Consider the following 15,106-nt stretch of genomic DNA (forward strand, 5'->3'; position numbering starts at 1 on the left):
GAGCCACACGGTCGTCCCAAAGCACAAATAAGAGAGAATGGAGTTGGGCGCGGCAGTCAGGAGACCGCGCCGCAGGTATAGAATACCTGAATTTTCCAGTAATGTCAAACAGAACTTTTGTTGAGAGAGGTCGAAAGCGATGCTGATCCAAAACGGAGTGGTCCATCCCATGGACGGACCAGTGATCCCCAACGGCTATGTGTGGATCGAGGGGGAGAAGATCAAGGCGGTGGGGCCCATGGAGGGAGTTCCCGCGGCGGCGGGCGAGGTGCTGGACGCGGAAGGCGGCCACATCTTCCCGGGATTCGTGGACGCACACTGTCATCTGGGCATGTTCGGCGATTCCGTGGGCTTCGAGGCGGACGACGGCAACGAGTCCACAGATCCCTGTACTCCTCAGCTCCGGGCCATCGACGCGGTGAACGTGCTGGACCGGTGCTTCGAGGAGGCGAGAGAGGGCGGCGTCACCACCGTCCTCACCGGACCCGGAAGCGCCAACCCGATCGCCGGCCAGAGCGTGGTCCTCAAGACCAACGGCCGCTGGGTGGACGAGGCGGTGCTCCACTTCCCGGCCTCCATGAAATTCGCGCTGGGCGAGAACCCCAAGACCGTGTATAACGACCGGAAGGAGACCCCCATGACCCGCATGGCCACCGCGGCCATCATCCGGGAGAACCTGTCCAAGGCTTTGGAGTACCGGGACAAGCAGGACAAGGCCAACGAGGATCCGGAACTGGAGATGCCGGATCTGGACGTGAAGCTGGAGGCACTGGTGCCGGTGGCGGCCGGGAGCCTGCCCGCCCACTTCCATGCCCACCGGGCCGACGACATCGCCACGGCGGTGCGGATCGCGAAAGAGTTCGGCCTCCACTATGTGATCGTCCACGGCACGGAGGGCCATCGGATCGCCGACCTGCTGGCGGCGGAGGGGGCCGGAGTCATCACCGGGCCCTGTCTGGGAGACCGGTGCAAGCCGGAGCTGGCCGGGAGCACGCTGGAGGGCCCGGTGATCCTGGCCCGAGCGGGCGTGAAGGTGGCCATCTGTACCGACCACCCGGAGACTCCCATCCAGCACCTGCCCCTCTGTGCCGCCATGGCGGTCCGGGCGGGCATGGATGAGGAGGAGGCCCTGGCCTGCATCACGAAGAATGCGGCGGAGCTGGCCGGCGTGGACCGGCGGGTGGGTACCCTGACGCCCGGCAAGGACGCTGATATCGTGGTGGCCTCCGGTCACCCTCTGGACTGGAAGAGCAAGATCGAGGCGGTGTTCATCGACGGCCGCCGGATCAAGTGAGCGAGAGGAGCGCGAAGGCATGAGAGAGATCGCATATGAGGAGATCGTCCAGGCGGTGCGGGACCTGTGCATCCAGGCCAACTGCCACCTGCCCATGGACGTGCGGGCGGCCATCGAGCGGGCGGAGCGCACGGAGCGCTCTCCGGTGGGGAAGGCCATCCTGGGCGACCTGGAGGAGAACTTCAAGTTCGCCGACGAGCGGGGCCTGCCCATCTGTCAGGACACCGGCATGGCGGTGGTGTTCGCCGAGCTGGGACAGGAGGTCCACATCACCGGCGGTCTGCTGAGCGACGCGGTGGACGAGGGCGTGGCCCGGGGCTATGTGGAGGGCCATCTCCGCTGTTCCGTGGTGGGGGATCCCCTCCGCCGGGTGAACACCAACGACAACACCCCGGCCGTCCTCCATCTGAGCATGACGGCCGGAGACCGGCTCAGGCTGATCGTGGCCCCCAAGGGCTTCGGCAGTGAGAACATGACCGCTCTGCGGATGCTCAAGCCCTCCGTCGGCCCTGACGCCGTGGTGGACTTCATCGTGGAGGCCGTGTCCAAAGCCGGGTCCAACCCCTGCCCGCCGATCGTGGTGGGCGTAGGCTTGGGCGGCACGGCCGAGATGGCGGCGATCCTGGCTAAGAAGGCACTCCTCCGGCCTCTGGACCAGCACAACGCGGATCCCTTCTACGCCGACCTGGAGGCCAAAGCTCTGGAGCGGATCGAGCGGCTGGGCATCGGCCCGCAGGGCCTGGGCGGCTCGACCACTGCCCTGTCCGTGTGCATCCTGCCCTACGGGACCCACATCGCGGGACTGCCCTGTGTGGTGAACATCGGCTGTCATGTGACTCGGCACGCCGAGATGACTTTGTGAACAGATCGTAAAAAACATCCAAAAAGGAGTGGAAATTTCCAACGGATCATGTTATACTTGCCACAAGGAGGACCGATGAGGGCTCCGGTGGGAGTCAGAGGCGCTCCGGCAACGACAAAGGCCCTCTCCGGAGGGCAGTAAGGAGCTGACACTATGAAATTCGTGTTCACCGACAAGAAGGTCGACCTCCCCCGCAAGGTGCATTCCTACGCTGAGAAGAAGGTCAGCAAGCTGGACCGCTATTTCAAGGCGGACGCGGAGGCCTCTGTCGTGTTCAGTGTTGAGAAGGACCGCAACAACGTGGAGTTGACGGTCCGCTCCGGTGGTACCATCATCCGTGTGGCGGAGAGCACGTCTGATATGTTCGCCACGATCGACGCCGCGGTGGCCTCTGTGGAGCGCCAGCTCCGCAAGAACAAGGCCCGTCTGGAGAAGCGGCTCCGTCAGGATGCCTTCACCCGCTCCGTGGACGAGGAGGACGTCTCCACCTTTGCCCCGGACGCGGAGACCGAGGACGATGACTTCAAGATCGTCCGCACCAAGAAGTTCCCCATCAAGCCCATGACGGTGGAAGAGGCCGTCCTCCAGATGAATCTGGTGGATCACACCTTCTTCGCCTTCAAGGACGTGGACCATGACGGCAGCTTCTCCGTGGTGTACAAGCGCAACGACGGCGGCTATGGCCTGATCGAGGACGCGGAGTAAGCGGCAGGCAGTCCAAGGACGGACCGCGAGCCGATAGCTGCGCATCCGTAAGACAGGTCTCGAAAGATGACATGACCCTTGCCGGTCGAGATCGGCCGTGAGTACCCGGCCAGGCCAAAGAAACATCAAGTCCCATGCCCGCGCCATCAAGGCGTTGGGCATGGGACGTTTGTGTATCGGGGCTCTGTATACCTTTCTGGAAATATGGTATGCTCGGCTCGGCGGATCGAACTCGAAAGGGGCCAATGGTATCAGGGAGAGGGTGGAGGCGCTCTCGCGCTGAGTCCGATCGATATTCGAGTGGAATGATCCCTGCCCTTACCGATCACAGAAAGACCAGGACGGTGCCGCTGATCCAGCCGACCGTTCTGGTTTTTCCACAGTGTGTGGAAAAAGGTCCCGGTACTTTCTCAGAGCAGGAGGAAGTACCGGGACCTTGCTGTTTTGCGGAAGATCAGCCGCTGCACCGGACGATGCAGGTGAGCTCCTGGCCGTCCACCTTGCAGACGAGGGTAGTGGTGCCTTTGCCGGCCATGGTGATGAGACCATTGGCATCGACGGTAGCGACAGCGCTGTCGGTGGTGCTCCAGGCGGGGGTGGAACTGGTGCCGGACACACGCATCTGCACGGTGGAGCCCTTGGGCATGGTGAAGTCGGTCTGGTTCAGGGAGAGAGCCGCGCTGGAAGCACCGCTCCCGGAGGGGGAGGCGCTGGGCTCAGCGGCCCCGGCGGGGGCGTCGAAGCGCACCCGGACGATACAGCTCTGAGCGATGTCGGTGCCCTTCAGCGTGGCGGTGATGGTGGCGCTGGCCACGCCGTTGGACTTGCCGATGCCCTTGACCGTGCCGTTCTCATCCACGCTGACCACATTGGGGGCGCTGCTGGTCCAGACCAGATAGCCCACGCTGTCGGCGGGGGAGAAGGAGGCGGAGATGGTATGGGTCTCCCCATAATGGGAGAGGGTGAAATCGCTCTGGCTCAGGGTGAAGCCGGTGGCGGTCTGGTCCGCGGGCGGGGTGACGGAGGGCTCCGCCGCGGGATCGTCCGTGGGAGCGGGGGTGGCAGAGACCACGGGAGTGGCGGAGGGAGGCGTGGTGGTGCTGCCCCGGTCGATCATGGGTTTGACGATGGAGACCACGATGCACACCGCCGCTACGATCAGGGCCAGGGAGATCACCGTGGTGAGGACCTTGGCGGGAGTGGGGCCGCTGGAATATCCGCCGCCCCGGGTGTTGGTAGCCACACGCCGCCCGCCCCGGCGTCCGTCGTCCTCCTCAGGGGGACGGCCGTTGCAGAATGGACAGCGTCTATAAGTAGCGGCGTAATCCTCGCCGCAGACATCACAATGGATCATTTTGTTCCGATTCGGCGCAGAGGCTTTCGGCATCGGGATCCCTCCGTTCAATGATTCGATATCGACTCTATTCTACACGGGAAAGAGGGGAGCGTCAACCGCGGGGGAGGATCGTTCAATAAAAATTAATAATTATGTAGACTCCTGTAACAAACACGGATCCGGCGGGACGCTTGCATCCGGGGCCGGATCACAGTATAATCGATCGTACGACAGAACGACAGCGAGGTGGTCAGATGAAGGGGAGCATGACCGCGGCGGCGGTACACAAGCAGTATGTGGACAGCGTCAGCGCCTTCCGGGCACAGATCGCCGACCCCACTCTCCGGCTCCGGTTCGGGCAGGAGGCGGACATCTTTTTCCGGGCCTGTGCCCTGGGCGTGTGGCAGAAGGACAGCGGGGCTCTGACGCCCCGGCATGTGGAGTACTACGACGCGGTGTACCAGCCCGGCGCGCCGGTGCCCAGCATCCTGTTCTGGGAGCTGAGCACCGCCGTCACCGAGTATCCGGGGTTCCGGCCTCTGGACTGCTTCGCCCGGATGCGGGCCTGCGACAGGGTCTCAGGCACCCATCTGGCCCGGCGGTTCATCGACCTGACCGGGCTGATGATCCTGCTCTTCGCGGCGGTGGACGACTGCGTGAGCCGGGAGGAGGCCGTTTTCGCCCAGTCCTGCATGGACGCGCTCTCTGCCTTGTGCGACCGGGACGGGATCGGTACGGAGAAGGCCCCGCTGGCCCCCATGGACTTCGTGACGCCCCGGCCGGATGCCCCGGTGCCCTCAGTTCCCGAGGGTCCCGCCGCCTCCGCGCCGGAGGCCGGGAAGACGGGCGAAGCGGACGCGGAGGGGGAGCCAGTCTCCGAAGAGGCCGCCCAGCCGGAGCCCACGCTGGAGGAGCTCCTGGCCGAGCTGGATGGGCTGTGCGGATTGGATAAGGTGAAGGCCGACGTGAAGAGCCTCATCAATCTGGTGAAGGTGCGGAAGCTCCGGGAGGAGAACGGGCTCCCGGTGCCGCCCATGTCCCTCCATCTGGTGTTCCTGGGCAGCCCCGGCACCGGAAAGACCACCGTGGCCCGGCTCCTGGCCAAGATCTACAAGGCTGTGGGGGTGCTCTCCAAGGGCCAGCTGGTGGAGGTGGATCGGTCCGGCCTGGTGGCCGGATTCGTGGGACAGACCGCCATCAAGACCAACGAGGTGGTCCAGAAGGCTCTGGGCGGCGTGCTCTTCATCGACGAGGCCTATGCCCTGGCCTCCTCGGAGAATGCCAACGACTTCGGACATGAGGCCATCGAGGTGCTCCTGAAGAACATGGAGGATCACCGGAAGGACCTGATCGTGATCGTGGCGGGCTATACCCAGGAGATGGGGCGCTTCATCCACGCCAACCCCGGTCTGGAGAGCCGCTTCAACAAGTACTTCTATTTCGATGACTATACCGGGGACCAGCTGGTGATGATCTTCCGCTCCATGTGCGCCAAGAACGGCTATACTCTGGACAAGGAGGCCGGCCGGTGCGCGGAGGAGGTGTTCCGGACACTCTACGAGGAGCGGGATGAGAACTTCGGCAACGCCCGGGAGGTCCGCAACCTCTTCGAGAAGGCCGTGGCCCGTCAGGCCGACCGGGTGGCCCAGCTGGAGGCCCCCACGAAGGAGGACCTGATGGCCCTGTCCGCCGCCGATATCCGAGGGGAGGAAGAGAAAGAGAAAGAGCCGTCCACGTCGGAAACAGATGCGTAAGCTCTTCTGCTTCACCACCGCCTGCTCTGCCGCCATGCTGGCGGCGGTGTCCCTGCTCCCGTCCGGGCTCCTCCTGCCGCTGGCGGCGCTGTGCGCCGCATTGGGCGGAGCCGCCTTCGCCCTCCATGGACGGAGCGGTCTGCGGGTCCGTCTGGTGTGCTTCGGGCTGGCGGTGGGACTGGCGTGGACGGCCCTCTACCAGAGCCGGACGCTGATGCCGGCTCAGATGCTGGATGGGGTCGAGCGGCCCATCGAGGCGGTGATCGGAGACTGGCCCAGCGAGACGAGATATGGATGGTCTGCCGAGGCCGCCCTGCATACAGAGCAGGGCGCTGGCCTGCGGATCCGCCTCTATGGGGATGAGGCACCGGCAGATCTGCGTCCCGGAGACCGGATCCGGGGGACGGCGGTCCTGTCCCGGACGGATGCGCCGGGGAACGAGGCTGAAGGCATCTTCCTGACGGGGACCCTTCGGGACGGATGGACGGCAGAACGCCCGGAACGGGTGCCGCTCCGGCTCCTCCCGGCGATGTGGAGCCGAGTGCTGAAGGACGGGATCGGCCGGGCGTTCCCGGAGGACCTGTCCGGCTTCTTCACCGCGTTGGTGACAGGGGACAAGAGCGGTCTGGACGAGGGGACCTACGGCGCCCTCAAGCGGGCAGGGGCAGCCCACATCGCGGCGGTATCCGGCCTCCATGTGTCCTTTTTGGCAGGACTGGCCGTCCGGCTCCTGGGGACGGGACGGAAGCGGACCGCCCTGGGGACGATCCTGCTGATGGGGGCGTTCGCCGGGATCGCGGGCTTCACGCCGTCGGTCCTGCGGGCGGTGTCCCTCCAGACGATGCTCCTGCTGGCGCCTCTCTGCGAGCGGGAGAACGACGGGCCGACCTCCCTGTCGCTGGCCCTGATGCTGATCCTGCTGAACGGCCCCTATGCGGGGCTTGGGATCGGGCTCCAGCTCTCCTTTGCCTCGGTGGCGGGGATCTATGCCCTGTCCGGAAGGCTCTATGAGAACTGGACCTGGTGGATCCCACGGAAGCCGAAGGGGCTCCGGCGGACCGGCTGTCGGGCCTTCCGCTTCCTGGCGGCCTCTCTGGCCACGACGCTGGGGGCGATGGTGTTCACGGTGCCCCTGACGGCCTGGTACTTCGGGACCCTGTCTCTGATCGGGCCGGTGACGGACCTGCTGATCCTGGGACCGGTATCGGCGGCCTTCGCCCTGGCCCTGCTGGCCGGGGCGCTGGGCCTCGCCGTCCCGGCCCTGGGATGCCTCCTGGCGTTCCCGGCGGCCCTGTTGGCCCAGTATGTGCTGTGGGTGACAGAGGAGCTGAGCCGCCTCCCGCTGGCGTCGGTGCCGCTGGAGAGCGTCTACCTCCGGGGCTGGCTGGGGCTGGTCTATGTCCTGCTGATCCTGCTCTTCTTCCTGCGGAAAGGGGAGCACGTCCATATCCGGCCGGTCCTGCCTCTCTGCGCGGGGACCGTGGGGCTGTGTGCGGCGCTGGTCTGCACCGCGGCAGAGTTCCGGGGCGACCGGCTCACCGTGTCCGTCCTGGACGTGGGGCAGGGGCAGAGCGTGGCGTTCCTCTCTCAGGGCCGGACCGCGCTGGTGGACTGCGGCGGCTCGGACGGCACAGCGGCCGGGGATACGGCGGCGGACTTCTTCCGGAGCGCGGGGATCGGGACGCTGGATGTACTGATCCTGACCCACTACCATGCCGACCACGCCGGCGGCGTGGCGGAGCTCCTGCGCCGCATGGAGGTGGGGACTCTGATCGTCCCTGATGTGGAGGAGGGGGACGCCCTCCGCCGGGAGATCCTGTCTCTGGCGGAAGAGAAGGGCACGGAGGTCTGCCTGCTGTCGGAGGACGCCTCCTTCCGGCTGGGCGGGGCGGAGTTCCGGATCGTCCGGCCTCTGGGAGCCGGGACCGCCAACGAGGAGGGCTTGTCGGTCCTCTGCTCGGCGGAGGGGTTCGATGCCCTCCTCACCGGAGATATGGACGATGCCGTAGAGCGCCGTCTGGTGAAATACGGGGCGCTGCCCCAGGTGGATCTTCTGGTGGCGGGCCACCACGGCTCCCGCTATGCCACGTCCTGGGACCTGCTGGAGGCGGTGGAGCCGGACTATCTGGCGGTGTCCGTGGGGGAGAACGCCTATGGACAGCCCGCACCGGAGACCTTGGCCCGGGCGGCGGGGGCGGGCTGTGCCGTCTACCGCACCGACTGGCAGGGCCGGATCGACTTCCATGTGAAATGACAGAAAGGGGTGGGGACCATGCCGCCCAAGGGCACGAAACGGGCCGGGAAGAAGGAAACGACGGATGGCGGAGCTTCCTTCCGGCGGCTGAAGAACGACATCAAGGCCGGGACTCTGGGGAACCTCTATCTCTTCAAGGGAGAGGAATCCTATCTGCGGGACCACTACCTGAAGGCCATGAAGCAGAAGCTCCTGACCGGCATGGAGGAGTTCAACCTCCACACCATGGCGGGGAAGGACTTCGACCTGAAGAAGCTCCAGGAGCTGGTGGACTGCCTGCCCATGATGAGCCAGCGGACCCTGATCGTGGTCAACGACTATGACATCTATAAGGGAGACAGGGAGGGGATGATGAAGGTCCTCTCCGACCTGCCGGATTATGTGTGTCTGGTGTTCGTCTACGACCTGATCGGCTACAAGGCGGACGGACGCACCAAGCTGGCCACGCTGATCCAGGAGAAGGGACAGGTGGTGTCCTTCGACCGGCAGGGGCAAGACGATCTGGTGGCCTGGATCGCCCGGCACTTCCGGGCCATGGACCACGATATCAGCTCTGATGACGCCAAGTACCTGATGTTCCTCTGCGGGGACCTGATGAACGTCCTCAACTCGGAGATCGGGAAGATCGGGGCCTACGCCAAGGGGCGCCGGGTGACCCGGGAGGATATCGACGCGGTGGCCACGCCCCAGCTGGATGCCATCGTGTTCCAGATGACCGACGCGATCGGGGAGGGGGATTTCGACCGGGCGGCCTCCGTCTTGGGGGACCTGTTCCAGATGCAGGAGATCCCGATCAAGATCCTGGCGGCCCTGAGCAAGAACCTGCGCCAGCTCTACGCCGCCCGCCTGCTCCTGGAGCGGAGGAAGGGGATCTCCGACCTGATGGGCCTGTGGAAGATCAAGAACTACTATCCGGCCCAGAAGCTGATGGGCTCGGCCAAGCGCTTCTCGCTGGAGTGGTGCCGCCGGGCGGTGATCCGGTGCGCGGAGACGGATCTGGCCATGAAATCCAACGGCGCGGACGCGGAGCGCCTTCTGGTCACGCTCCTGATGGAGCTGGCCGTCCCTAAGCGGAGCTGAGAGGAGAAAGAGACCATGCTGCATATCCAAGAGGCCATCGTGGTAGAGGGCCGGTACGACAAGAACACGCTCTCTCAGGTGGTGGACGCCATGATCGTGGAGACCTCTGGCTTCGGGATCTTCAAGGACAAGGAACAGCTCGCCTTCCTGCGGAAGTTGGCGGAGGAGCGGGGCTTGATCGTCTTCACCGACTCGGACGGGGCGGGCTTCGTGATCCGCAATTTCCTCAAAGGGAGCATCCCGCAGGACCGGGTGAAGCAGGCGTACATCCCAGACCGGTATGGCAAGGAGCGCCGGAAGCGTCAGCCCGGGAAAGAGGGCAAGCTGGGCGTGGAAGGGATGCGGCCGGAGGTGCTGGTGGAGGCCCTGCGCAAGGCGGGGGCCACGTTCCTGGAGAAGTCTGGGGAGGACTGCCCTGCCGGACGGAGGATCACCAAGGCAGATCTGATGATGGACGGCCTGGCCGGCGGCCCTGGCGCGGCAGAGAAGCGCAAGGCCCTCCTGAACGCTCTGGATCTGCCAGAGCATCTGACGGCCAATGCCCTGCTGGACGTGCTGGACCGGATGTACGGCTACGATGCCTACCGGGCGGCAGTGGACCGGCTGGACGGATGGAACGGAGCGGATCGAGCAGGTGTGTGACACGCTTTTCACGGTTTGTGTCGTGTGCATTTTGAAATCGTGCGGGCGATGGATCGGGCGGCATGGGCAATGCGCAGGGAGTCATATGCGATGGGCGAAAGTCTTGCAGGAGGGAAGAAAGATCCCGTACCTACTGCGGTGCAGTGGGTACGGGATCGGTGGACCTGGGCGGGCCAAATAAGAGCTTATAACGCTTTGTGGAGGCGTTTTCGATTACGATACAAATTAGTCAAAGGCCTCGATGAACGCAGATATCTTGAAAGAGTTCGTAAAAGATGCATTATACTCAGAGTCTTCGAAGAAAGGACTGGATAACGCTTCTTTTATCCTCATGAACAGCGCCTCATTTGGATCAGATGAGATCAGTTTCTGAATAAATACAAAATATATCATCGCCGTTCGTCCCGAAGGGCGCCAGTGGCGCCGTCCAGGATGCTGGTGCCGGTGTCGGTCTCGACGCACCACACCGGGACCAGACTGTATGGCCGGCCGCCGGAATACTGGTATCCGGCGGTCAGGGAGCGGATCTCGCTGGACATCCGGCCGGTCTCGTTCCGCTGGCCCAGGGACCGGATCAGCACTGTAGGCACGTTGAGCATCTCCGAGGGGCCGCTCCGCACCGTCTCGCCGAAAAAGCGGCGGCCCTCGATGCGCCGCAGGTCTCCTCCTTCATAGGTCAGGGTCAGCTCACAGCCGAACACCGGTACCCCGTCCAGCGTCTGCCGGAAGGTCAGCGTCTGCTCCTGTGCGCCGTCCTCCTGACTCAGGAGGACGGCATCCACTCCCAGCCGCTCCAGTACGCTCAGGGCGTGGACCAGCGTAGCCGTCCCGTTCAGCGGCACGGCTCCTTCCTCCAGCTCTGCTTGGAGGCGGCCGTTGCTGAAGGACTCCAGCCATCCGGCGGCGCTCGTGTAGGTCATCCGGACACCGCCCCGCTCCTCCCTCTGCTCACAGTCGCCCAGCAGGGCCTCCGCCTGCTCCCGGCTGGTCTGCATAGACTCCCGATCGATCTGGAGCGGATACAGGGCGGATCCCTGAGGCAGTCCGGAGCGGGACACGGTGACGCCGTTGGCCTCCATGGTCTGGAGCACCTGGCTCAACGCCTGCTCCCGGCTGGAACGGCGCTGTTGGTCCTGCCCCATCGCGATCACCAAAAGGAACCCGTTGAGCAGGAGCAGGATCAGCAGGATGATGTTTTTGATCTTGGACCATTCCAAAGGCTGTCCCTCCCGATCTTAGCGGGCCGTCCAGACGACATCCACCGTCCCGCCGCTGTCCTCATAGCAGAGCGCCAGCTCCCGCTGTCCCTCCATCTCCAGTCCCCGCAGAGCGGCGGCGGCCTGCCGCTCCGGGAGGACCAGCGCGGTCTCTCCGACCGCGGTATAGCTGCGCAGACACAGCTCATAGCGGGCGATATGTCCATCCTCGATCTGGAACACCGCGGCGGGCTTCCCATCCACCAACACAGGCGCTCCGTCCAGCACATAGGAGAAGGTGAAGCTCCAGGCTCCATCCGCCGGCATCTCCGCGCTCCACAGGCAGAGCGAGGCGGCGTTCGCCCCGCCGCTCCAGGCGGTCTCCGCGTCGTTCAGCAGAGACCAGACCACATCCAGAGCAGAGGCCGCGTCGTCTCCCGCCACCGGATAGCGGGCGGCCCCCTCCTGTCCGGCGGAGTCATAGGCTAGAGTCCCGTCCTCGGAGAGGCGCAGGGTGTCCCCGTCCCGGAGCACCCACTCGCCGGGCACGGCGTAGTCCGTCCCCCGGAAGCCCAAGAGACGCTCCAGCTCACCCCGGACCGCGTCATCCGCCAGGTCCAGTCCTCCAGCCGCCTGATAGCGCTCCGGCGTCGGAGCGTCTGGCAGGATCATGGTCTCCGGGGCCAGCTCGGCATAGTCCTCACCGGACAGCTCGTAGGCGAAGCGGGCACCGTTGTCGGTATAGTCCCAAAGGGCCTGCTCCAAATAGCCCTCGATCAGCACGGATGTGGCGCAGGCATAGTATGAGCCGTCCTCTTCGTTCCGGTAGCAGAGTACGGCGGTCTCCGCCCCGGCCTGCTCCACCAGGATCAGTCGCCGGACGGAGCCGGACAGCTCCGCCGCCGCGCCGCCCTCTGCCGACCAGCGGCACAGGGCCTGCATGGGCACCGTCCCCAGCAGGCCGAAGTAGACTCCTGGGGTGCTCAGAGCTTCCCGCCAGGCCCGCTCACTGATCTTCTCCGGGTCCCGGGCGCTGGCCAAAGCCTCGCTGAGGAAGCCCTCCAGCGCCGCATAGTCCCGGTCCAGCTGTTCCTCATCATATTGTACGCCATAGCGCAGGACGGTCTCCCCCGGCAGACAGACCGCCAGACGCACCGGATGGACCGTGCCGTCCCAAGTGCCCTGCCCCGCCGGGGCGACGGTGGGGAGCGCCTCTCCCCGGACCCGCTCCACGATCTGGCCCAGCCAGCTGTCGCCGCTGATATGGTAGAGCTGGCTCCGGGCGGACAGGTAGACCGCCGAGCATACCAGCAGGAGGATCAGCAGATCCTTGCCCAACTCGATGACGCTCCGCCGCCGGGACCGGGGGGCGGGGACCACATCACGCAGCTTCATGGCTGGGCCCCTCCACCTTCAATTCCATGCGTACCGTCAGGCCGGGACCGGGACGGTCCACCAGCCGGAGGCTGCCCTCGTGCCGGTCCACGATCTCCTTGGCGATGGAAAGGCCCAGACCGGTGCCGCCGGACTCCCTGGAACGGGCCTTGTCCACCCGGTAGAACCGCTCGAAGATCCGGGCGCGGTCCTCCTGCGGGATGCCGATGCCGTTGTCCGACACCTCCATCCACACCTTCTGCCCGATGCGGCCGGCCTGGATCAGGATCTTGCCGTTGTCCGGGGTGTACTTGATGGAGTTGGATACGATGTTCATCATCACCTGCACGATCCGCTCCCGGTCGCCGATGACCGGCGGCAGGTCAGGCTCCAGCAGGACGCGCATATCATGACCATGGCGCTGGGCCTCCATGCGGTTGGCATCGTACACATCCTGCACCGCCTGTCCGAAGGGGAAGGGCGCCAGCTTGAGCCCGCTGTGCCCCGAATCGAACCGGGACAGGGTGAGCAGATCCTGGACGATATGGGTCATGCGGTCGCTCTCACTGAGGATGACCCCCAGAAAGTTTTTCTCCATGTGCGGGGGCATCTCCCCGGCGCTGTCCACCAGCGTCTCGGCATAGCTCCGGATATTGGTCAGAGGGGTGCGGAGCTCGTGGGACACATTGGCCACGAACTCCCGGCGCATCTCCTCCGTCTTATGCTGTTCTGTCACATCGTGGATCAGCACCAGCACGCCGCCCTGGCGCTCTCGGTAGAAGGGGGCCAGACGAAGCTCCAGACTGCGGCCGCCTACCTCCCGGGTACCGCTGAGACAGCCGTCATCTTCCACCGCCAGCACCGCATCCAGAGGGGCGATGTCGCCGAAGAGGAATTCGTAGTTGTAGCTGGGCTCGTCTCCGGTCTCCTCACTGGCCACAGGGATGGGCCGGCCCAGCATCTCCTCGGCGGCCGGGTTGGCGTGGATCACCGCTCCCGCCGCAGAGAAGGCCACCACACCGTCGGTCATGTAGCGGAAGAGGGTGTCCAGCTTGTTGCGCTCGTTCTGCACCTCACGGAGGGTCTCCTGGAGGCGCTGGGCCATGGTGTTGAACGTGCCCGTCAGGACGCCGATCTCGTCCCGGGAGGCCACCTCCAGCTTGTGGGAGAAGTCCCCCTCGGCCACCCGCTCGGCTCCCTCGGTCAGATGCTCGATGGGGATCACCATGGTCTTGGACATGAGGAAGGACAGGAGCACCGAGATCGCCAGTCCGAAGAACAGGGACTTGAGGATCAGGTCCACCAGAGCGCTGTTCAGCTCGGAGATACTGGCCCGGTCATCGTAGATATAGACGATGTAGTCCCCATCCCCCCGCCGGATGGGATAGGCCACGTCCATATAATCATCGGATGCGTCGCACTCATAGCCGCCGTCCCGGCCGTTCAGGGCCAGGCTCAGGTTCAGGGACTGGAAGTCCAGGACCGGGTCGCTCTGGCTGTCGGAGGTCTCCAGACACTGGCCGGTACTGTCCAGGACATAGTAGTTCCGGCTGCGGCCGTCCACGCCCAGGGCACCGTTGTTGGCCTCCAGGATCTTGGCGATCATCTCCGCGCCGTTCTCCTCCCCTTGGGTAGAGCTGCGCAGATCGTTGACCAACTCGGTGTCCTGCGCGAACACCTCCTCCATCCGGGCGTAGAAATCATGGATATAGTAGCTCACCACGGAGTTCACGAGGAACGCGCCCACCACCGTCATCAGCGACACGATGAGCAGGGTCATGATGAGTACGAGCTTCATATGCAGACTGCGGAACATGGATGGCATCCCTCATTTCCCGGCGCGGTCCAGCCGGTGGTCACTCTTCCCCGTGGAACAGGTAGCCCAGTCCTCTCCGGGTGAGGATGAACTGGGGGGAGGCCGGGTCATCCTCCACTTTTTCCCGGAGCCGGCGGACGGCCACGTCCACGGCCCGTACATCGCCCACATAGCCCTCATAGTTCCAGACGCGCTCCATCAGGACCTCCCGGGAGAACACCTTCCCGGGCTGAGCGGCCAGGAAGCGGATCAGCTCATACTCCCGCTGGGTCAGGTCCAGCGGCATCCCATCCTTATAGACCACCATGGCTCCGGTATCGATGCGGATGCGGCCCTGGACGATCTGGTCCACGTGTTCCTGCGGCCCGGGCGCAGTCTGGGCCGCGGCATCCTGGAGCACCTCGGTGCGGCGGATATTGGCCTTCACCCGTGCCAGGAGCTCCCGCATGGAGAAGGGTTTGGTGATGTAGTCGTCGGCACCCAGTTCCAACCCCATGACCTTGTCGGTCTCCTCTTCGCGGGCGGTGAGCATGAGCACCGGCGTGCTCCGGTCCTTCTCCCGAAAGGCCCTGCACACGTCGAAGCCGTTCTTCTTGGGGAGCATCAGGTCCAGCAGGACCAGGTCCGGATGCTGTTCCAGAGCCAGCTGGAGGCCGGCCTCTCCGTCATAGGCTTCCAGCGTCTCATAGCCCTCCTTCGTCAGGTTGAAGCTGAGGATGTCCACGATGTTCTTCTCATCCTCCACGATCAGGACTCGCTTCTTCATGCTCTTCCCTCCTCTTGGTCGTTCTCT

12 protein-coding genes are annotated in these 15,106 nt (G+C 64.8%); 7 read left to right on the forward strand and 5 right to left on the reverse strand.

The features are described 5' to 3' along the window. The first annotated feature begins 139 nt into the window (after positions 1-139). The 3 genes from KQI12_RS08865 (at position 140) to hpf (ending at position 2,861) form a co-directional block, all read left to right on the forward strand. Positions 140-1,294 (forward strand): amidohydrolase, encoded by a 1,155-nt coding sequence (locus tag KQI12_RS08865; RefSeq protein WP_216572601.1) that lies wholly within the window; start codon positions 140-142, stop codon positions 1,292-1,294. Positions 1,295-1,313: 19 nt separating this feature from the next. Further along, the gene (locus KQI12_RS08870; protein WP_216572602.1) at positions 1,314-2,156 is read left to right on the forward strand and encodes a fumarate hydratase; all 843 of its coding nucleotides are present in this window, start codon (positions 1,314-1,316) and stop codon (positions 2,154-2,156) included. Between the two features lie 153 nt (positions 2,157-2,309). Continuing rightward, positions 2,310-2,861, forward strand: coding sequence for a ribosome hibernation-promoting factor, HPF/YfiA family (gene hpf, locus KQI12_RS08875; RefSeq protein WP_216572603.1), 552 nt, complete (start codon positions 2,310-2,312; stop codon positions 2,859-2,861). 454 nt (positions 2,862-3,315) lie between these two features. Here the strand turns inward: hpf and KQI12_RS08880 are convergent, their stop codons facing one another. Beyond that, a complete protein-coding gene (locus KQI12_RS08880) occupies positions 3,316-4,215 on the reverse strand; it encodes an Ig-like domain-containing protein (protein WP_253290944.1) in 900 nt (299 codons plus the stop codon). Positions 4,216-4,451: 236 nt separating this feature from the next. Between KQI12_RS08880 and KQI12_RS08885 the strand changes: the two genes are divergently transcribed. The 4 genes from KQI12_RS08885 to KQI12_RS08900 are packed head-to-tail and all read left to right on the forward strand — an operon-like array spanning position 4,452 to position 9,927. After that, positions 4,452-5,951 (forward strand): AAA family ATPase, encoded by a 1,500-nt coding sequence (locus KQI12_RS08885; RefSeq protein WP_216572605.1) that lies wholly within the window; start codon positions 4,452-4,454, stop codon positions 5,949-5,951. Beyond that, the gene (locus KQI12_RS08890; RefSeq protein WP_216572606.1) at positions 5,944-8,205 is read left to right on the forward strand and encodes a ComEC/Rec2 family competence protein; all 2,262 of its coding nucleotides are present in this window, start codon (positions 5,944-5,946) and stop codon (positions 8,203-8,205) included. Before KQI12_RS08885 ends, KQI12_RS08890 begins: the two co-directional genes overlap by 8 nt. An 18-nt stretch (positions 8,206-8,223) precedes the next feature. Next, the gene (gene holA, locus KQI12_RS08895) at positions 8,224-9,285 is read left to right on the forward strand and encodes a DNA polymerase III subunit delta (protein WP_216572607.1); all 1,062 of its coding nucleotides are present in this window, start codon (positions 8,224-8,226) and stop codon (positions 9,283-9,285) included. A 15-nt stretch (positions 9,286-9,300) separates the two neighbouring features. Further along, positions 9,301-9,927, forward strand: coding sequence for a toprim domain-containing protein (locus KQI12_RS08900; RefSeq protein ID WP_216572608.1), 627 nt, complete (start codon positions 9,301-9,303; stop codon positions 9,925-9,927). Between the two features lie 389 nt (positions 9,928-10,316). Here KQI12_RS08900 and KQI12_RS08905 read toward each other — a convergent pair whose 3' ends face one another. The 4 genes from KQI12_RS08905 to KQI12_RS08920 are packed head-to-tail and all read right to left on the reverse strand — an operon-like array spanning position 10,317 to position 15,079. Continuing rightward, entirely contained in the window at positions 10,317-11,144 is an 828-nt protein-coding gene (locus KQI12_RS08905; protein WP_216572609.1) for a hypothetical protein, read from the reverse strand. Positions 11,145-11,162: 18 nt separating this feature from the next. After that, positions 11,163-12,518 carry a hypothetical protein gene (locus tag KQI12_RS08910; protein ID WP_216572610.1) on the reverse strand — a complete coding sequence of 452 codons (1,356 nt, stop codon included), beginning with the start codon at positions 12,516-12,518 and terminating at the stop codon, positions 11,163-11,165. Beyond that, positions 12,505-14,295 carry an ATP-binding protein gene (locus tag KQI12_RS08915; RefSeq protein ID WP_253290947.1) on the reverse strand — a complete coding sequence of 597 codons (1,791 nt, stop codon included), beginning with the start codon at positions 14,293-14,295 and terminating at the stop codon, positions 12,505-12,507. The genes KQI12_RS08910 and KQI12_RS08915 overlap by 14 nt, the downstream gene beginning before the upstream one ends. 58 nt (positions 14,296-14,353) lie before the next feature. Next, a complete protein-coding gene (locus tag KQI12_RS08920) occupies positions 14,354-15,079 on the reverse strand; it encodes a response regulator (RefSeq protein ID WP_216572612.1) in 726 nt (241 codons plus the stop codon). Positions 15,080-15,106 lie beyond the last annotated feature (27 nt).

The sequence above is a fragment of the Pseudoflavonifractor sp. MSJ-37 genome (genome assembly GCF_018917965.1).
GTDB lineage: Bacteria > Bacillota > Clostridia > Oscillospirales > Oscillospiraceae > Pseudoflavonifractor_A.